Genomic DNA, 20,426 nt, shown 5'->3' on the forward strand with positions numbered 1-20,426 from the left:
CGGGCTGGATTGCGCGCAAACTATAGAATCTAGCCAGACACAGCACTTTAATCCTTATTAATCAAACAACAAACATCAACCACAAAAAATGAAAAGTTACCTATTGCTGCTTACTGGAGCCTGCCTTTTAGGGGCTGCTCCCACACAAGGTAAGATGCTGACAACCGTCTCCACGTATACCACGCAGGCAGATGGAAGTGCTTTGCTTGTCTCTTTGGAGAAAATCGCCAAAAACGCCAACAAACGATTGGTCTACGACAAAGAGATCCTGATCGGAAAGAAAGCAGCTAGCTACGACAAAACGCATTCGCTACCACATATGCTAGAAGAATTACTACGTGGCACAAGCATCGCCTACCAAATCAAAGGCGACATTATTCTACTGCATGCATTGACTGAAAACCCAGCGCCAAAAGTCGAAACACGAAGCCAATCGCAACAACAAGCGGTACTTCGCGGTATCGTGCGCGACGAGCTGACGCGCCAACCCGTATCGGAAGCCACGCTCGCTGTAGTTGCCAAAAACAGATCGATCAAGTCGGGAGTCGACGGAAATTTTAAGCTAGATCTTCCCGATGCAGAAAGCTGGACCATCCGCGTGAGTTTTATGGGTTATAAAACCAAAGATATCACGGTACAGCGCAGCAACCTATCTCAAAAATTAGAGATCGACTTAGCACAAGATCTTTTCGGATTGGATGAAGTGGTCATCACCGGTCAAGGTCTTGACATCAATAAAAGAAGGCTTTCTACCAACATCGCCAGCATTGGTGGCGATGAGCTCGCGAAAGTACCGGCAACCCGTTTCGACCAACTCCTACAGTCGAAATTGCCGAACGCGCAAATCCGCCTAACAGGTGGACAATCCGGCGCGACGTCTATCATTCGCGCTCGCGGTGTGGTTTCTGCTTTTATGAATTCTACGCCTGTAATTTATGTAGACGGTGTGCGTATGGACAATCTAAATACCGCATCGGCTATTGGTGGCGGTAGCGCGCAGGGTGCTGGCGTGAGTGCGCTGGCCGATATTCCAATCGATAATATCGAGCGTGTGGAATATGTAAACGGTGGTGCTGCTACTACTTTATATGGCTCGGATGCGGCGAATGGCGTAATTCAGATTTTCACTAAAAAAGGTGGTGCGGATCGCACCAGCGTATCCGCCGAGGCAACTCTTGGTGCGGAGCGTGCCACGACGGATTTTCTGCATTTCCAACGGACGAAAGAGCTTTTGTTTGAGCCCGGACTTTTCCAACGCTATAATATCGCGGTGAATGGCAACAGCGGAAAAGTGGGCTACAGCGTCACCGGCGCTTACCTCAACAGTTCGGGTGTACAGCTATTCAAGCAAAATCAGAATCAGCGTTTCGACCTGCGTACGGGATTCAAAGCCGAATTACATGAAAAAGTATCGTATGAAAGCAGCTTCTCCTTCGTCAACAATAGCTTCAAGCGTACACGTAATGGTAATCAAGGTGGTTATACCGGATTGTGGTATGCAGAAAGTGGTGCATCGGCCGTAACGGGACCAACTCCGAGATTTAACCCACGCATTGATGATCTGTCGGACGAAGAATTTGAAAAGATGAAAACCTTTGTACACACCGCAGAACGGCTTCAGGATAATGAGATTGTGGTGAATCGCTTTCAAACCGGACAGACTTTTCAGTACAAACCTGTGCACAACATCAACATTAAAGCGGTGGGTGGTATCGATTACCGGGTCGTGCGCAACCAAACGATCCAAACGAATGAATACCTAACGCACACCACAGGTAACCTCACCACAGATCGTGGAAGTATCAATAATGGTGAACGGAAATTCTGGGGATTGACCTTGGAATTAAACGGACAGCATCGCGCGGAGATCGGCGATTTTTCGGCTGTTACTACCGTTGGTGGACAACTATTCCGCAACGAAGACAAGCAAGTGGCTTACAATGGTACGAATGTGCGCGATGGCGCAAGAACCATTCGCGAAGCGATCGCAACGAGCAGTGATAACTTCGTGGACGAAGTGGTGAACTATGGGGTGTACGCGCAGACGAACTTAGGTTGGAAAAACAAACTCTTCTTGGATTTAGGTCTTCGCGGAGATGGCAATAGTGCCTTTGGTAAAGATATCGGGGCGCAATACTATCCTAAAGTTGGATTCTCGTACATCCCATCGTCCGAAAGTTGGTGGAGTGATCATCTTCCATTCTTACCTTCTGCCAAATTACGCGGTAACTATGGTGTAGCTGGAAACTTTCCGCCGGCCTTCCTCAACTTAAGAACGGTAAGCTTCGAAGGATATTTGGGCAGTCAAGCTGCTATGTTTGGTATGCCTGGCGTAGACTTGCGTCCAGAGAAAACCACCACATTTGAGGCAGGTTTAGATTTAGGCTTCTGGAAAGACCGCATTACTTTGTCGGCTGGCCTATATCATGCGGTAACAAATGATGCCTTATTTTCTGTTCCGGCCGCGCCTTCTACAGGTGAAGCATTAGCGCTCAGAAATGTAGGCACGATCCTAAATCGTGGATTGGAGTTCTCTACACAAATTGTCGCAATTCAGAAAGAAAACACTTCCCTTCGCTTCAACTTGGCTATCAACACCTTGTACAATAAAGTATTGTCTTCTAACGGAGCTGCGCCATTCAACTTGGCCGGATTTAGCGAGCGTACGATACAAACTGTTGTACAAGAAGGTTACCCCATCGGATTTATCCGCGGTGCGTATGGCGTATTTGGTGAAGATGGTGTATTGGAAAGCACCACGCCATTACAAAATCTGGGCACCACGATTCCAGATCTTTTCGGTAGCATGGGCGTGAACTTCCAGTGGAAATCACTCAACATATTTGCCAATGGCGATTACCAAAAAGGTGCTTATGCCAACAACTGGGACAGCCAATTTCGATACAATTATGGCGCTGGCGACGAAGGCATTCCAGAAGGCGAAATCAACTCCGCATTCAAACGCACCCGTTGGTTGCAATTCACCAATATGTTCGTAGAGAAAACAGATTACATCAAGATCAGAACCATTGGCGCGAGTTATACATTGCCACAGCAAATGATTAAATCCTTTGCAAAAAGTGTCGTCGTGAGCGGTACCGTGATGAATCCATTCAACTTTGCGACATCTAGTTTTGATCCAGAAGCAACCATTAGTGGGTCGGCTCAAGGTCAGGGTCGCGCAACGACCGGCGGAGTTTCTTACGCAACCTACTCCGCGCCTAGACAATACTTGATCTCTGTTAAAATGTCCTTTTAAGAAATAACACCATGAAATTATCATTTAATCCCCTATATCTATTAGCAGGCGCTAGCTTATTGCTAAGCTCTTGCGAACTTTTCGAAGTAGAAAATCCGTACGTCACCGAAGAGCGTTTTATTGACGGACAACAATCACTACCTACTTGGCTGAACGGCGTGCGCCGCCAAACCAGCTTGACCGTGGGTACCGTGGTGGAGTTTACCGAAATCGTTTCTGACAATTACTTCAACAATTACACGCAGAGTAGTAAGGTATTCGACAATCCGGAGATCAACCACTTTGATCGTGATGTCACGAATATTCAGGCCAACATCCAAAAGCTGCTTGAGATGAGTGAATTTGGATTGACCAAATTCACCTTTTCTGAGTCGCCAGCAGATCAGCAGATCCGTGCGGAACTGCTTTTTTCAAAAGCATACGCCCATATTTTGGGAGCAGAATTGTATGTAGGGTTGCCGACTACGGTATTGGGCGAGGTAAAATCGCCTGTAGAGTTACGCAATGTGGCGATTGCGCTGCTCAACGAAGCCTCTACCTTGTATAGCGCTGCTGCGGACAAAAACGCCTGCACATTATTAATTGCGCGCTGTCATTATGGTTTAGGAAATATAGCCGAAGCTACCAACTTTGCCAATCAGATCGTAGCGACACCACTTCTGCTTCGTCAGGTAAAATATGGTACACAAAGTGGCCCATCTAACAATTTCCAAAGCGCCATTTTCTCTAGTACAACCAATTCATTTGCACCGCTGCCGCGATTGGACTTTCTAGATCCAAAGTATTTCCACCAAACCAGCAATATCTTCGACGATGAGAAGCCTATTGCTATCGCCAAAGCCGAAGAAGCGTACCTGATCTTGGCGGAAGCGCAAGCCGTACAAAACAATTTGACCGCGGTAAAGCAAACCTTGAAGGATTTATTGAGCAATACCGTAAGCAAAAGACCAGTAACACAACTCAATGACAAAAACGACACGCGTAATGGTGGCAACAGAACGGATTATGCTATTACGGCCGTACAAGTCAAATTCGACGCACAAAGCCCAGCCGTGTCGGGATTCGTATTAGATCGCGCCAAAGGAACTATTCCGGCCTATTCGGTTTCGGGCACGCATATTACCGATGTAGAAATTGATGCCATAACATCGCAAGAAGGGGCACTGTATCTTATCTACCTATTGCGTCAGGAAATTTTTATCGCTGAAGGGCGCAGAATGACAGACTTAGGTATTCGTTTCCCCGTTTCGGAACGCGAGCAATTGAACAACCGCAACGTTAGCGAACAGCATATCAAAGCAGTCATTCCAGATTTTATCCCGACCAACAGAGGCTTGGACGATTTCAGCTACGATCGGGCAAATGCTACCGTGACTATGGCGTATGATATGAATAAGGTATTGGTTCAACATAAAGCATCGCCTTACGTGATGCCATTCATTAAATAATTTACAGAAAACTATGAAGAAGAATATATTTGGCCTATTGGCCACGACGGCTTTCTTGTTTGCTGCGCTAACAGGCAACGCACAAGAATTGGCCAAAGGCAAGGTTTATGATGACCTCAATAAAAATGGAAAATGGGACAAAGGTGAGCAAGGTATTGCCCAAGTAGCCGTGAGTAATGGCGTACAAGTAGTATTGACCGATGCAAAAGGACAGTACGAACTTCCCGTTGGCGAAGACAATATTGTATTTGTGATCAAGCCTGCAGGATACGCTGCGCCTTTAAACGAGCATAACCTACACCAATCCTATTATATACACAAACCCAAAGGTTCGCCAAAGGAGTTGACCTATGCAGGTGTGGATCCTACCGGTCCACTGCCAAAATCTATTGATTTTCCTTTGCAGAAAAATGCAGAAAAAGAGGAATTTCGCATGTTGCTTTTTGGAGATCCACAAGCGTACACGGCACAAGAAATGACCTTTTTTAATCGTGCTATTGTAGATGAAGTAGTCGACATACAAAATGTGGCTTTCGGCTTGAGTTTGGGCGATTTGGTGGGCGATGATTTGAGCTTGCATCCCTCCTACCGCTCTAGCATTGCGCGCATCGGATTGCCTTGGTACAATCTAAAAGGCAATCACGACATGAACTATGATGTGACAGCAGATAGCTTATCGGACGAGACATTTGAAAGAAACTTTGGCCCTGCCAATTATTCCTTCAACTACGGCCATGTGCACTTTATCGTATTGGATAATGTGCGTTACCCGAACCCACGCACTGGGAAAGGATATCTGGGCGGATTCCGCAAAGATCAGCTGGATTTCGTAGAGAATGACCTGAAGCATGTGGATCATTCCAAATTAGTTGTTTTGGCATTCCATATTCCGTTAGAGCATAGAAATGGCGACACGTTCCGTGCGGAAGATAGACAGCGCCTGTTTGATCTGTTGAAAGACTATCCGCACACCTTGTCACTATCTGCACACATGCATACGCAGACACAGCATTTCTACGGAAAAGCGGACGGATGGCAGCAATCGAAACCGCACCACGAATATAACGCTGGTACAACATCAGGAGATTGGTACAGCGGCGAATTGGACGAGCGCGGTGTACCGGCCGCAACGATGCGCGATGGCACGCCAAATGGTTATGCTTTTGTCGATTTTAACAAACACGATTACCGCATTAGCTACAAGCCATCGGGCAAAGATTCCACCTATCAGATCAACTTGTACCATCCGAAAGTAGTTGGTCAAGGGAAACGAACACGCGCAGCAATTTTTGCTAACTTCTTTATGGGTCATCATGGCAATAAAGTCGAATTTGCGATCGATGGTGGCAAATGGGAAAAGATGATGCTAGCCAGAACAATCGATCCAGCTTACTCCGCGATTTTATATCCTTGGGATAATCTGGAGACGTTGCTTCCAGGTCGTCGTCCTACAGATGGAATGACCAGCACGCATTTGTGGCGTGTCGGATTACCGATTGACTTGGCCGTTGGCGAACATAAAATTAAAGTACGTGCAACAGATGATTACGGTCGTGTACACGAAGCAACGAGTACCTACCGCATCGAACCGACGAAGGATTATCCGGATCTCCCATAATTGGATAAAAGGCGCCACCTGAAAAGGAATTGGAAAGCCGAAGCAACGTGTCTTCGCAAGGAAACACGTTCATAGCAAAGAGGGCAGCCTGTGGATAGACTGCCCTCTTTCATTTAATCGCATATCGCGTTGTTTAATCTGCTAACAGATCTTTCAATGCTTTCTCCACCTGCTCAAAACCAAAGGCAGACTTTGCCTCTTCGAACATACGAACGACCTGATCATTACACAAGTTACCAATACTGCCTTCATGGGTATGATTGACCGCTTTCTCCGGACTAAAAGTACCTTCTTCGATCGATAAACCAATATTCTTATATGCTTCACGGAATGGAATTCCTTGCAACACCTCATTATTGACTACCTCTACACTAAACAAGTAATCGTACTTTGGATCTTCCAAAATATCCTTCTTGATATCGATATGCTGCAGCATAAAGGTGGCGATCTCCAAACAATCTTTGAGCGACTGAAAAGCTGGAAACAAGTTTTCCTTCAGCAACTGTAAATCGCGGTGATAGCCTACCGGCAAATTGGTCGTCATTAAGGCAATTTCATTCGGCAAGGCCTGTATCTTATTACAGCGGGAACGAATCAGCTCAAAAACATCCGGATTTTTCTTATGCGGCATAATGCTGGAACCGGTAGTGAGATGCGCCGGAAAGGAGATAAAACCAAAATTTTGATTGATAAACAGGCAAACATCCATCGCAAACTTGGCCAATGTAGCAGCAATAGAGCTCATGGCTTGTGCGAGAATACGCTCCGTTTTCCCCCGCCCCATTTGTGCATATACCACATTATAGTTGAGGTCTTCAAAACCCAACAATTGAGTCGTCATCGTGCGATCTAGCGGAAACGAAGAGCCATACCCAGCAGCCGAACCCAATGGATTTTTGTTGCACACTTGCCATGCCGCTTTCATGAGGTGTAAATCATCTACCAAGCTTTCGGCATAAGCACCAAACCACAATCCGAAGGATGAAGGCATGGCAATTTGTAAATGTGTATATCCAGGCATCAGCACGTCACTGTGCGTATTGCTTAGTTCGATCAATTGGTTAAACAAACCTTCGGTATGCTTTACCATGCTTTCGATCTCCGTACGGAAATACAATTTCAGGTCTACCAGTACCTGATCATTGCGGGAGCGGCCCGAGTGTATTTTCTTTCCGGCTTCGCCGACACGTTGCGTCAGCAACATTTCGATCTGCGAATGCACATCTTCTACCACGTCTTCGATTTCGAAGTTTCCGGCAAGGATATCTTGATAAATATGCTTTAGTTCAGCTTGTACCGCAGCAAGATCGTCTGCCGTCATCAGACCTATACTGTGCAACATACGCGTGTGTGCCAGCGACCCCAGCACATCTGCTCCAGCCAGATGGAGATCCATCGCCCGGTCATTACCAACGGTGAAGTTTTCTACGAATGTATCAACGTCTATATTTTTTTGCCAAATCTTCATATATAATCATGCTTTTCGCCCTGCGGATCGGAAAAGCTGGAGGTAGTTGCTCCGTTTCCATTCCAGAGGATCGCGTTTAAATCCACCAAAAGTAGCAATTGCAGACCGTTAAATCAATTGTTTGGAGACGGTAACCTTGCTGATACCTACCGGAAAAAGAATTAAAATTCAATATATTCGAAAATCCAAAATAACGATCAACGAATACCTCACTATGAAATTGAAAAACTTTATACTCATTAGCACGCTTTTGTTTGCGGCTTTGCGCGTGCAATCGCAGGAAAGCAAACCACCCATCAGCTGGAAAGATATTCCGAAATGGGAATACCTTCGGATGAACGTACTCACGATCTCCAACAATGCAAAATGGTACGCTTATGCAGAAGGACCAACACAAGGTGACCTTAACTTGCTTTTGAAAAGCGCCTTCGACACGACTAAATATCAATACAAAATTGGCGGCGAGACGGGGCCGATTCGCTTCAATGAATCGTCCAGCCATGTCGCTTTCTTTGAAGCGGCTCCATACAAAACGATCAAAGCCAACGAAAAAGCAAAGAAACCCAATTTTAAGAACTTACGACTGGTCGCCATCAAGGACACCAGCAGCGTACTCTTTGACCGGGCGAAATCTTTTGAATTTTCAAACGAAGGCGGCAACTGGTTGGCCGTGCGCTTTGAGTCGGCAGGCGAAGGCCCCAAAGGCCCTGATGCCCCGAAAGGAAGCGACCTACTATTGTACAACTTACAAAATAAGCAAACGTTTAATATCGGCAATGTCAACGAATTTCAATTTAACAAATCAGGACAATACTTGGCGTATACCATTGATGCAAATAGCAAAAACGGCAATGGTGTATTTCTCCGCGACATGCAAACAGGCACCACCTATGCGCTCGATAATGACAAAGCTGCGTATAGCAAAATTAACTGGAATAAGGAAGGTACCGCGCTTGCCTTGCTAAAGGCAAAAACAGACAAGGCATATAAAACGCCTGTATACACCCTTATCGGCGTGAAAGATATGCGCGGGAATGCGTCCAACATCATCAGTTATACGGGATTGGATGAAAAAGAGATTACGGCTGGATTCGGCATTAGTGAAAACAGTAGCCCATTTTGGTCAAAAGACCTCAACACGTTATTCTTTGGCGTAGCTAAGTTGGAAAAAGCAGTCGCTGACAGCACTGCACAAGATTCTACCAAGATTGCGGATAAAAAGCCGGCCGCAAAAAAAGATAAGGATGCGGAAAAGCCCGATATGATTATCTGGAATTGGCAAGATAAACGTTTGCAATCTGCCCAACGCACCCAATCTAATCGGGATAAGAACTACACCGTACAATCGGCTTATCATGTAAAAACCAAACAATTCGTATCGCTGGCAGACAGTGCGCGCAAGAGCATTACGCTAGCGCCAAACCAAGACCTAGGCTATGCGCTGGATTACGCACCGTACGAGATGACGTCTAGCTTAGACGGACAACAGTTTGCGGATCTGTATCTCGTAGATATTGCGACTGGCCAAAGCCGCAAAGCTATCGAAAAGCTTTATCTCAACGCTTTGAGAAATATCTCTTTCTCTCCAGATGGTCAATACCTATTGTACTACCAAGATGGCCATTACCACAATCTACATACGAGCAGCCTGTCTTCTACGAATTTAACAGCAAAGATGGCGACCAGCTTTATTGCAGAGAAAGTAGATAATAATGTAGAAAAACCAGGCACACCTAACTTTGGCTGGACGGCCGATAGCAAGTACGTGCTTTTAAGAGATAACTACGACCTGTGGAAAGTTTCTTCGGATGGGAAGTCGGCTATTGCGTTGACAGACCGCTGGAAGGAGCAGCAATGGACCGCTGCAAGATTGCTATCTAACATTTACCCAGATGATGACTTTACAGATCTGAAAAAAGATCAATATTTCACGGTGTTTAATGAGGCAGACAAACAGTCGGGAATTGCCGTGTTAAAGGCGGGAAGTAATAATGTGGAAATACGTCAACATTCGGACGATCTCTATTCTTATATCACCAAGCCGAAACAAGCGAACGACCTCTTTTTCGTAAAAGAGAACAATACCACGTCGCCCGAACTATATGTGACGGATAATGGCGCGTTTAAAAACACCCGAAAGCTAACAGAGAATACGCCTAATAAAAATGATTACGCGCTATCCAGCGGTTCGAAACTAATCAGCTATGTCAATGACTTTGGCGACACACTGCAAGCCACTCTTTTCTTGCCTGCTAATTATATAGAAGGACAGACCTACCCTACTATTACGTATATCTATGAGCGACTGACGGATGGCACGAATAGTTATTCTAACCCTGCATTCCCGGGCGGAGGCTTCAACCGCGCGGTATACACCAGTAACGGATATGCCGTGCTGATGCCAGATATTGCGTACAAACTGAATGATCCTGGTATGTCTGCTGTTGCCTGCGTGGTACCAGCAGTAAAAGCTGCGGTGGCAACAGGTATTGTTGACGAAGAACGCGTCGGTATTCACGGACATTCGTGGGGCGGATACCAGACCTCTTTCCTCATCACGCAAACAGATATTTTCAAAGCAGCGGTGGCGGGAGCGCCATTGACGAACATGATTAGTATGTATAGCTTGATTTACTGGAACTCGGGAACGACCAATCAGAGTATTTTTGAGTCATCACAAGGCAGATTGACGACAGGTTATTGGGACAATTGGGATGCGTACACACGCAATTCTCCCATCTACCACATCAAAAATGTGAACACGCCACTGGTGATTTTGCACAACGATAAAGATGGTGCGGTAGACTATACTCAGGGTATAGAATACTTTAATGGACTACGCAGATTGCAGAAGCCGGTAACGATGTTGACTTACAATGGAGAAAATCACGGCTTAGCGAAAGAAGTGAATAAAAAAGACTACGCTGTGCGCATGATGGAATTTTTTGATCACTATTTGAAGGGAGCAACTTCTCCCGACTGGTGGGAAAAAGGTATCAATTACCTTGATATGGACAAACATCTGGAAGATCGTGCATTTTAATAAAATGCGTCAGTAAGTGGTTCAACGTTGCTTTATACGATTTAGCAAAGTGTAAGTCTAAACAGCATAGAACACAGAAAGTAACCACTTACTTTTTTTTGAGTTTTAGTTTGTGAGGTCTAAATCAAAACCCTATGTTTGTGATGTAAAGGGAGATGAAAAAAAAATCTGAGTAAGCTTACCCTTACTCATCACTGCCAGAAGTAAACTTTAAACTTGATAGACCTAAAAAGTCTTAAAACTTACACGAAATTCATGCTATCCAATTATAAACTAGTTTTTGATGAAAAGCTTGTCTAATCCTTAGACAAGCTTTTTCCTTTTATTGGTATTTTATTTTCCCATCGCATTCCCTATTCTATTCAAAAATTGATGTGATCTATTTTGCCTATATTTGTATCTTAATATAGCGTTACCTTATAACCTCATATTATCATGGCAACTGAGAGCAAAAGACAACAGAGATTTGCAGGTGTAATCCAGCAAGATTTAGCAGAGATATTTCAACGGGAAGCACATCAGTGGGCGCCGAATGCATTTATTACCGTTACTCGAGTGCGCGTTACGCCAGATTTAGCGATCGCACGTGTGTACCTGAGCTTCATCAATACACAAACCGCGAAAGAGGATTTGGAAAAAATTAAAACCAAATCCAATGAGATTCGCTACAAATTGGGCACACGCATCAAGAATAATGCACGTATTGTACCACATCTAGAATTCTTCTTGGACGACACCAATGAATATGTGGAACATATGGACAAAATATTTGACCAAATTAGCAAGGAGCCGCGTCAACCAGACGTGGAAGATTAAGGACCACCGGTAGTTCATGATCTTTCAATTGAATGCAGATCCGACGCAGATGCCTGACCCGGCGCTGGCAGAAGAAGATGGTTTGCTCGCCGTAGGCGGCGACTTATCTCCTACCCGATTGCTACAGGCGTACCAAAATGGCGTATTCCCGTGGTATAGTGAAGAGACGCCGATATTGTGGTATGCACCGCACGAGCGTTTTGTATTAGATCCAAAAAACATTCGCGTCAGCAAAAGCATGCGACAAGTACTGCGATCCGATCGATTTCGGTGGACGCATAATCAGGCCTTTTCTGCCGTTATTGATGCTTGTGCAACGACAACGCGAAAAGATCAGGATGGCACATGGATCGTAGCCGATATGCGTGCCGCATATATACAATTGCATGCCTTGGGTTTCGCACATTCTATAGAGGTGTGGAATAAAGAGAACGAGCTGGTCGGCGGATTGTATGGGATATTGGTCGGAAAGGTTTTTAGCGGCGAAAGTATGTTTTCTCTGGCGAGCAATAGCTCAAAATACGCCTTAATACAATTTGCAACTCATTTCGACCTACAACTGATCGATTGCCAGATTCATTCCGAACATTTGGAAAGCCTAGGCGCTGGCATGATATCGCGAGAAACTTACCTGCATATATTGGATCAGCAGGAATACATGAAAAATGGTTTGGATTTATTGATCCATCCTAACAAAAACAACAATTAGATTTATAACATAAGGATTAGGAGATAGTATATGAACTTCAAAATAGGTGACTTTGTACGTTTTGTGGATGAGGCTATTGAGGGCCATATCACGTCTTTTCTGAGCGATGACATTATTGGCGTTACGGACGAATCTGGATTTGAGATCCCCGTATCGGTCACGAAAATAACAGCAGTACATGGCGACATGAAGCGCCAAGACGATGAAGATGCACCGCCAGAGGTGGTGGGTGAGTTCATTGAGAAAGGCATTTATTTGGCCGTTACTGGCGAGCAAAAAGAAGGGTTAGCGCGTTTCTGGATTGTGAATGAAACCTCCTTCCAATTACTAATTGCCGTTGGTGAAACACAGGCTGGCAAGCAAAAAGGACTATTTAGTTTTTTACTGAGCACAAAGAAAACAGTGGAATTTTACAAAGCTAATTTTTCTGCCGTAGGCAAATGGCCTATTTTTACCATCCGCATTATCAGGCACAGCAGCACGCCACATACTGCACAACCGGTATTGGAAGAGGAGATCCGCATCAAACCGGTATCCCTTAGTGACCCGAAGACAAGATTGGATTTACTCTCTGAAAAAGCGTGGGTAACCCAGCTCGATATAGAGAAAAAAGATATCGGAATACAACGCTTAAAAGATTTCGGTAAATAGACTGTCATTTAATTGCACAAACTATCGTAGTATACCCACACACTAAAGTTGTAAAACACTTAAAAACAACGGTATACAATTATTTTATCGCTATTTAAAATCGTTCTAAATTTGTCGCTTTGACAGATTTTTGACATAAACAGGCGGCTTTTGATCTACATTTGCAGGACGAATCATAGCGCGAGTAGCAGACTTTGGAAAATTTAAAAGTAATAGCGTTTACACACAAACATGTCGAGTTGAAAGACTTGGGAAATTTGGTTATCTGCAACGAAGAGTTGAATCACAGATTGATCAATCTCAAGAACAGCTTAGATATCCCTGAAATCTTTTACATTGGTACATGTAACCGCGTAGAATTTGTATTTTACGGGGCACATGAACTTACGGATGAGTTTATTTCACAGTTCATGCATAGCATGAATTTTTGTGTTCCTTCGGAGCGTTTACAATGCTATTTAGGTCAAGTGAACAAGTATGCTGGTATGGATGCCCTAAATCATCTACTTCGCATGTCTTGCTCGATCGAGAGCTTAGTGGTTGGTGAGAAAGAAATCCTAGCACAGGTTCGCCGTGCGTATGAGCGCTGTCGCGATGCCGGGTTTACCGGAGATTTCATGCGTATGATGATGGATCGCTTGGTGAAAACTGCTAAAGAAGTATATACGCACACCAATATCTCTCGCAATCCGATATCTGTCGTTTCCTTGGCTTACCGTAAGCTACGAGAAGTGAAATTGGTAGAGAATCCTCGCATCTTGATTATCGGAGCCGGTGAGACCAATCAAAACTTAGCGAAATACCTTAAAAAACATAAGTACAAAAACTTTGTCATCTTCAACAGAACGGTGGAGAAAGCCTACGCTTTAGCATCTGAGCTTCAAGCGGCCGCGTTCCCACTATCTGACTTGGCAAACTACAAGAAAGGTTTTGACGTGATGATTACCTGCACGGGATCATCCGAGCCTATTGTCGATCAGGCGTTGTACACCTCATTGTGCAACGGTGAAGTAGACAAAAAAGTAGTGGTAGATCTCGCTATCCCCAATGATATCGATGCTGCTGTGATTGCGGAAAATCCGATCCACTACATTGAGGTAAGTAGCTTACAAGCTATTGCACAGAAAAACATTAAAGAACGCTATGATGAACTACATCATGCGGAGAAAATCATACATCAAAACATCGAGGAATTTCTTCCGATGATTAAACAAAGACGAGTAGAGGTTGCTATGCGTCAGGTTCCAGACAAAATCAAGGAGATACGTGCTACTGCCATGAATGAGGTATTTGCACGCGAATTGAATGGATTGGATCCGCAAGCACTTGAAGTACTGGAGAAAGTCATCAATTACATGGAAAAGAAATACATTAAAGTTCCTATGGTGATGGCAAAGGAGATTTTAGTACAATCAACTGACGTCGCGCAGAATTAAATAAAATTCTTCCCGCCCTTTTCCTTCTGTTTTCTCTGGCATATCAGCATCATTTTGGGTAATATAGCCCCACATCTTTACACCTTTACTATTTCATTGTGAAAAGAAAACTTACAATCGGCACGAGAGGCAGTGCTTTGGCATTATGGCAAGCTAACTATATCAAAGATAGACTGCAAGCTATCGGAGTAGAATCCGAACTCAAAATCATTAAAACACAAGGTGATATCGTGCAACACCTTCGGTTGGATAAGTTAGAGGGCAAAGGATTTTTTACCAAAGAACTAGAAGAAGAATTACTCTCTAGCCAGATCGATTTGGCGGTACACTCACACAAAGATTTACCAACGATCAACCCGCCGGGCTTATCTATCGCCGCAGTTTCGGAGCGCGAAGATCCCGCCGAATTGTTGATTATTCGCAAAGAAGAAGTAGATATTACCCAACGACTTTCACTCAAAAACAAAGCAAAAGTTGGGACTTCATCCAATCGTCGTAAAGCACAATTACTTTCTTTCCGACAAGACTTGAACTTTGACGATCTGCGAGGCAATATACAGACGCGGGTACAGAAGCTACGTGATGAGAAATACGATGCGATCATGTTGGCCAAAGCAGGCATTGAGCGTGTAGAGATGGATCTATCTGAATTTCATGTAGAAGCTATTCCACCGATAAAAATCATTCCGGCACCGGCACAAGGTGTACTCGCGATACAAATTCGTGATAACGATCAAGAACTTTATGATGTTCTGCAACCGATCAACGATTTGGCCGTACAGGAAACCATCGCCGTAGAGCGCAAGGTACTCAATCTGTTTGATGCAGGTTGCCATGCGCCATTAGGCTGCTATTGCCGCAAGCATGATGGTCAATATGAAGTATGGACTTCTGTTGCGGAAGACAATGAAGAATTTCCAGACCGCCTATTTGTGCGTGCGGAAAGCACGGAAGGCTTGGCTCAACGCATATTCGACAAATTCCAAAAAGAGCGCAACCTTACCAAGTCTGTTTTTATTACGCGCGATCTTGATACTGACGCTTACCTTTCTCGCTTCTTGAACAAACATGATATTGAGGTAGAAGGCAGATCGCTGATCAAGATCTTCCCGATCATAAAGCACTTGGATTCTTTTATCCTGAAACATGTGGATTGGCTATTTTTCGGAAGCAAAAATGCCATCGATCATTTCTTTAAGCTGGAGCCTTACCTGATGAAAAAGACCAAGATTGCGGTTTTGGGACAGGGTTCGGAGCAGGCTTTGCGTAAATACGATCGTGTTGCCGACTTTTCGGGTGACCAGATTGGCGTAACGGCTGAAGAATTTGCGACGGAATTTGCGAAAGTAGCCAATGGTACGAAAGTCGTGATTCCGTGCGCGAAAGAAAGCATGAACACCGTGCGTGATGCCTTGAGCGCGGATACGGAAGTGATCACTATCCCGATCTATGAGACGGTACAGATGGAGGATGTGGACAAAACCAATGCACAGGTATTGATCTTCACATCGCCAAGCAATGTAGAGGCTTATTTCCGCGAACATTTATTGGATCCAGGGCAGAAAGTGATCTCTATTGGTACGTCGACCGGCAAAAAGTTTGATGAAATGGGCATTCCTTACGTTTTACCATTCTCACCCGATGAGGTGGGCTTGGCAGAAGCGGTGTTTGGTTTAGATAGATAAAATAAGATGATGATTAGACCGCGTAGAAATAGAAAATCGGCTGTAATTCGTGATATGGTGCAGGAAACGCACCTGCACGCAGGCAATTTGATTTTTCCGTTATTTATTGTCGACGGAGAAAATCAAAAGACGGAAGTAAAATCCATGCCAGGCATCTTCCGGTATAGTATTGACAACTTGCTTCGTGAAGTAGAAAGCTGCATGAATCTCGGACTGAAGGCTTTTGATTTATTCCCCAATATCGAGGATTCCCTGAAAGATAAACTTGCTACAGTTAGCTACCAGAAAGATAGCTTATACCTTCGCGCGATCGAAGCGGTGAAGAAGAATTTTCCGGAAGCTTGTGTGGTGACGGATGTCGCGATGGATCCATACAGTTCAGACGGGCACGATGGTATCGTAGAGAATGGCGAAATCCTAAACGATGAAACCTTGGAAGTCTTAGGAAAAATGGCCTTAGCACACGCCGAATCTGGAGCCGACATCATCGCGCCTTCGGATATGATGGATGGCCGCATTGGATACATTCGCGATGTATTAGACACCAATGGCTTTACCAACGTATCGTTGATGTCGTACACGGCAAAATATGCTTCTGCATTCTACGGGCCATTCCGCGATGCGTTGAACTCAGCACCTAAGTTAGGCGATAAGAAGACCTATCAGATGAATCCTGCTAATGTACGAGAAGCGCTGATCGAAGCGCAGCTAGACGTAGAAGAAGGGGCAGATTTCTTGATGGTGAAGCCAGGACTTCCGTATCTGGATGTAGTGAAGCTATTGCATGATAACTTTGACCTTCCAATTGCGGTATACAACGTGAGTGGCGAATATGCGATGCTCAAAGCTGCCGCACAAAACGGCTGGTTAGATGCAGAACGTGCTACAATGGAAACCTTGTTGAGTTTTCGCCGCGCAGGTGCTTCTTCTATCCTCACCTACCACGCCAAAGAAGTGTTGGCTAATGGTTGGTTGACGAAATAAATTACCATTTCGTCGTCGCGCGGAGGTATGACAACGCGATCTATCTTTTCCAATAATAGAAGTTTACAACTCTAGATTGCCACTGCCTACTACTTCGGCTTCGCAATGACGAATTTAAGAATCCCATTCGGTCGACCGAATGGGATTCTTTGTGTTTAGATTAGTTTCCTTCGGAGCTGCCTTTGGTGGTCACCCTCGTACCTCGGCATTCGTAACGAAGAGCCTTTCTAGGCCCGAACCTTCTTTCGCAGCGTCATCCCGAGCATGCGAAGCGATCTAAACAACTGAATCACAATTCTCTAAAATGTAAAACGGTGGCTATCCAGAAGGATAGCCACCGTTTTTATATCTAGATACTCATATCTAAATACTGTAAATCTAATCGCTACTGCGCATTTAAAAACATAGATTTTTGACTGTATAACTCACGGAAATGCGGATCCTCTAAGTCTTTAATGAAACGAATAGACTCACCCGTAGATTTCATCTCTGGGCCGAGCTGCTTATCTACTTCTGGGAATTTTGAGAAGGAGAACACCGGTTCCTTGATTGCATAACCTTTCAGCTTACGTACGATGTTGAAATCGCTCAACTTATTCGCTCCTAGCATCACTTTTGTTGCGATATTGATGTATGGTACATCGTATGCTTTGGCAATGAATGGCACGGTACGAGAAGCGCGCGGATTGGCCTCGATTACATACACTTGCTCATCTTTGATCGCGAATTGTATGTTCAAAAGACCGCGTACATTCAACGCTTTTGCTAATTTTCTAGAGTATTCTTCCATCTTCGCTTGCACGTTTTCAGACAAACTGAATGGAGGCAATACTGCCGATGAATCACCCGAGTGAATACCTGCTGGTTCAATGTGCTCCATCATACCAATGATGTGTACATCCTCGCCGTCACAGATCGAATCTGACTCCGCTTCTTCTGCGCGATCTAAGAAATGGTCGATTAGGATCTGATTTCCTGGAAGCGTACGTAATAATTTCACAACTGCTTTTTCCAGATCTTCGTCGTTGATCACGATACTCATGCCCTGACCACCCAACACATAGGAAGGACGAACTAGTACCGGATAACCCACTTTATTAGCGACCACAATAGCTTCTTCTGCAGAAGTCGCTACACCGTATTTCGGATACGGAATATCCAATTCTTTCAACAAATCAGAAAAGCTACCGCGATCTTCAGCAAGATCCATGTTAGCGAAGGATGTTCCGATGATTTTCACACCTAAATCTTCCAGTTGCTTCGCCATTTTCAACGCCGTCTGACCACCTAATTGTACGATCACACCTTCTGGTTTTTCCAACTCGATGATTTCACGTACATGTTCCCAGAATACGGGCTCAAAGTACAACTTATCGGCCATATTAAAGTCGGTAGATACCGTCTCTGGATTACAGTTGATCATGATCGCCTCGTAACCACATTCTTTGGCCGCTAGCAAGCCATGTACGCAAGAGTAATCGAATTCGATACCTTGACCGATACGGTTAGGACCAGAACCCAATACAACGATCTTTTTGCGATCAGATGCTACCGATTCGTTTTCATCCTCAAAAGTCGAGTAGTAATATGGTGTTTGTGCTGGGAATTCTGCCGCACACGTATCGACCATTTTGTACACGCGGCGAATGCCTAGTTCGGTACGGCGGTCGTATACTTGATCTTCTGTCACATTGCCCAACAACCAAGAAATCTGTACGTCAGAATATCCTTTTTGTTTCAAGGTCAAGAAGAAATCACGTGGAATATTGTTCAGTTGGTAACGACGCAATTCCGTCTCTAAGTGCACCAATTCTTGGATTTGCACTAAGAACCATTTGTCGATATGTGTGACTTTGCGGATAGACTCTAAAGGCACGCCCATTTCGAAGGCATCTTTTACATGGAAAAGACGATCTGCACTTGGATGCTCCAATGAGTACATAATCTCTTCTAGATCGCGCGATTGACGCCCATCAGCTCCAAGACCAGCGCGGCCTGTTTCCAACGATTGTGCTGCTTTCTGCAATGCCTCGATAAAGGTACGACCGATTGCCATCACTTCCCCTACGGCTTTCATCTGCAACCCTAACTCTTTATTAGCGCCTTTAAATTTATCAAAGTTAAAACGAGGAACTTTTACGATCACGTAATCCAACGTTGGCTCGAAGTAAGCCGAAGTAGTTTTGGTGATTTGATTTTGCAACTCATCTAAGTTATAACCGATGGCTAATTTAGCAGCGATCTTCGCAATAGGATATCCTGTTGCTTTAGATGCTAAAGCCGATGAACGAGATACACGTGGATTGATCTCGATCGCGATGATTTCTTCGTTCTCTGGATTCACGGAGAATTGTACGTTACAACCTCCGGCAAATGTACCAATAGAGCGCATCATCAGGATGGCCTGATTACGCATATCTTGGTAACACTTGTCAGATAATGTCATGCCCGGTGCTACCGTAATAGAATCTCCTGTGTGAATACCCATTGGATCGAAGTTCTCGATTGTACAGATAATAATCACATTATCGTTGGTATCGCGCAACAATTCCAATTCAAATTCTTTCCAGCCTAATACCGCTTGCTCAACCAACACCTCGTGTGTAGGTGAAGCATGCAGACCGCGGTTCAATGCAGCGTCAAAATCTTCTTTCTTGTGCACGAACCCACCCCCTGTACCAGCTAATGTGTACGATGGACGAATAACTAATGGGAAGCCAATTAATTGCGCAGCTTCCTTACCTTCTAAAAACGAATTAGCAATTTTTGAGTTGGCAATACCGATACCGATATCGATCATCAGCTGACGAAACTCTTCGCGATTCTCTGTTTTTTCGATTGCGGCAACATCCACCCCAATCACTTTCACGTTGTATTTGTCCCAGATACCTCTGTTGGATGCCTCAATACATAAGTTCAATGCCGTCTGTCCGCCCATGGTAGGCAATACAGCATCAATTTGTTGCTCTTCCAATATTTGCTCGATACTCTCACAAGTAAGCGGCAATAGATACACATTGTCCGCGACGATATTATCTGTCATAATCGTTGCTGGATTGGAGTTGATGATCGAAACTCGGATACCCTCTTCTTTTAGAGATAAGGCGGCTTGTGAGCCCGAATAATCAAATTCGCACGCCTGTCCGATGACAATAGGCCCTGAACCGATAATTAAAACCGAGTTGATGGAAGTGTTTCTTGGCATTTCTTTGAATTCAAAATGTTAAAATACAAATTGTTAATTGTGGGACAGCGCAACGGGATGTGCATTGTAGAGTGCGGAATTCCGACTGCTTTGTCGGAGTGCAA

The 20,426-nt window shown here is 44.5% G+C and carries 12 protein-coding genes; 10 read left to right on the forward strand and 2 right to left on the reverse strand.

Annotated elements, in window-relative coordinates:
* The first annotated feature begins 88 nt into the window (after positions 1–88).
* Genes AC3IRT_RS15775 through AC3IRT_RS15785 form a run of 3 tightly spaced genes read left to right on the forward strand, consistent with a single transcriptional unit; the run spans position 89 to position 6,325 of the window.
* Positions 89–3,259 carry a TonB-dependent receptor domain-containing protein gene (locus AC3IRT_RS15775; protein ID WP_489394168.1) on the forward strand — a complete coding sequence of 1,057 codons (3,171 nt, stop codon included), beginning with the start codon at positions 89–91 and terminating at the stop codon, positions 3,257–3,259.
* A gap of 11 nt (positions 3,260–3,270) precedes the next feature.
* Positions 3,271–4,707: a hypothetical protein gene (locus AC3IRT_RS15780; RefSeq protein ID WP_489394169.1), complete on the forward strand. Its 1,437-nt coding sequence runs from the start codon at positions 3,271–3,273 to the stop codon at positions 4,705–4,707.
* A gap of 13 nt (positions 4,708–4,720) precedes the next feature.
* On the forward strand, positions 4,721–6,325 hold the full coding sequence (locus tag AC3IRT_RS15785) for a calcineurin-like phosphoesterase C-terminal domain-containing protein (protein ID WP_489394170.1): 1,605 nt from the start codon (positions 4,721–4,723) through the stop codon (positions 6,323–6,325).
* A 133-nt stretch (positions 6,326–6,458) separates the two neighbouring features.
* Here the strand turns inward: AC3IRT_RS15785 and argH are convergent, their stop codons facing one another.
* Positions 6,459–7,793 (reverse strand): argininosuccinate lyase, encoded by a 1,335-nt coding sequence (argH, locus tag AC3IRT_RS15790; RefSeq protein ID WP_489394171.1) that lies wholly within the window; start codon positions 7,791–7,793, stop codon positions 6,459–6,461.
* 214 nt (positions 7,794–8,007) lie between these two features.
* Here argH and AC3IRT_RS15795 point away from each other — a divergent pair, with 214 nt between their 5' ends.
* The 7 genes from AC3IRT_RS15795 to hemB all read left to right on the forward strand — a co-directional run bounded on the left by AC3IRT_RS15795 (position 8,008) and on the right by hemB (position 17,117).
* Positions 8,008–10,836, forward strand: a complete 2,829-nt coding sequence (locus AC3IRT_RS15795) for an alpha/beta hydrolase family protein (protein WP_489394172.1) — start codon at positions 8,008–8,010, stop codon at positions 10,834–10,836.
* Between the two features lie 435 nt (positions 10,837–11,271).
* Positions 11,272–11,652: a 30S ribosome-binding factor RbfA gene (rbfA, locus tag AC3IRT_RS15800; RefSeq protein WP_489394173.1), complete on the forward strand. Its 381-nt coding sequence runs from the start codon at positions 11,272–11,274 to the stop codon at positions 11,650–11,652.
* A 16-nt stretch (positions 11,653–11,668) separates the two neighbouring features.
* Positions 11,669–12,361 (forward strand): leucyl/phenylalanyl-tRNA--protein transferase, encoded by a 693-nt coding sequence (gene aat / locus AC3IRT_RS15805; protein ID WP_489394174.1) that lies wholly within the window; start codon positions 11,669–11,671, stop codon positions 12,359–12,361.
* A 30-nt stretch (positions 12,362–12,391) separates the two neighbouring features.
* The gene (locus AC3IRT_RS15810) at positions 12,392–13,012 is read left to right on the forward strand and encodes a DUF8465 domain-containing protein (RefSeq protein WP_489394175.1); all 621 of its coding nucleotides are present in this window, start codon (positions 12,392–12,394) and stop codon (positions 13,010–13,012) included.
* A gap of 194 nt (positions 13,013–13,206) precedes the next feature.
* Positions 13,207–14,448 (forward strand): glutamyl-tRNA reductase, encoded by a 1,242-nt coding sequence (hemA, locus tag AC3IRT_RS15815; RefSeq protein ID WP_489394176.1) that lies wholly within the window; start codon positions 13,207–13,209, stop codon positions 14,446–14,448.
* A gap of 98 nt (positions 14,449–14,546) precedes the next feature.
* Positions 14,547–16,133 (forward strand): hydroxymethylbilane synthase, encoded by a 1,587-nt coding sequence (gene hemC, locus AC3IRT_RS15820; RefSeq protein WP_489394177.1) that lies wholly within the window; start codon positions 14,547–14,549, stop codon positions 16,131–16,133.
* 6 nt (positions 16,134–16,139) lie between these two features.
* Positions 16,140–17,117, forward strand: coding sequence for a porphobilinogen synthase (gene hemB, locus AC3IRT_RS15825; RefSeq protein WP_489394178.1), 978 nt, complete (start codon positions 16,140–16,142; stop codon positions 17,115–17,117).
* A 385-nt stretch (positions 17,118–17,502) separates the two neighbouring features.
* On the opposite strand, the gene carB is transcribed toward hemB, so the two are convergent.
* Positions 17,503–20,322: a carbamoyl-phosphate synthase large subunit gene (gene carB / locus AC3IRT_RS15830; protein WP_489394179.1), complete on the reverse strand. Its 2,820-nt coding sequence runs from the start codon at positions 20,320–20,322 to the stop codon at positions 17,503–17,505.
* Between the last annotated feature and the right edge of the window lie 104 nt (positions 20,323–20,426).

The organism is Sphingobacterium sp. KH_072, assembly GCF_057837975.1.

Excerpts from the sequence above, each read along its gene's own strand:
- argH (WP_489394171.1), bottom strand. The coding sequence starts at position 7,793 with ATGAAGATTTGGCAAAAAAATATAGACGTTGATACATTCGTAGAAAAC.
- AC3IRT_RS15785 (WP_489394170.1), top strand. The coding sequence starts at position 4,721 with ATGAAGAAGAATATATTTGGCCTATTGGCCACGACGGCTTTCTTGTTT.
- rbfA (WP_489394173.1), top strand. The coding sequence starts at position 11,272 with ATGGCAACTGAGAGCAAAAGACAACAGAGATTTGCAGGTGTAATCCAG.
- carB (WP_489394179.1), bottom strand. The coding sequence starts at position 20,322 with ATGCCAAGAAACACTTCCATCAACTCGGTTTTAATTATCGGTTCAGGG.
- AC3IRT_RS15775 (WP_489394168.1), top strand. The coding sequence starts at position 89 with ATGAAAAGTTACCTATTGCTGCTTACTGGAGCCTGCCTTTTAGGGGCT.
- hemB (WP_489394178.1), top strand. The coding sequence starts at position 16,140 with ATGATGATTAGACCGCGTAGAAATAGAAAATCGGCTGTAATTCGTGAT.
- AC3IRT_RS15810 (WP_489394175.1), top strand. The coding sequence starts at position 12,392 with ATGAACTTCAAAATAGGTGACTTTGTACGTTTTGTGGATGAGGCTATT.
- AC3IRT_RS15795 (WP_489394172.1), top strand. The coding sequence starts at position 8,008 with ATGAAATTGAAAAACTTTATACTCATTAGCACGCTTTTGTTTGCGGCT.
- AC3IRT_RS15780 (WP_489394169.1), top strand. The coding sequence starts at position 3,271 with ATGAAATTATCATTTAATCCCCTATATCTATTAGCAGGCGCTAGCTTA.
- aat (WP_489394174.1), top strand. The coding sequence starts at position 11,669 with ATGATCTTTCAATTGAATGCAGATCCGACGCAGATGCCTGACCCGGCG.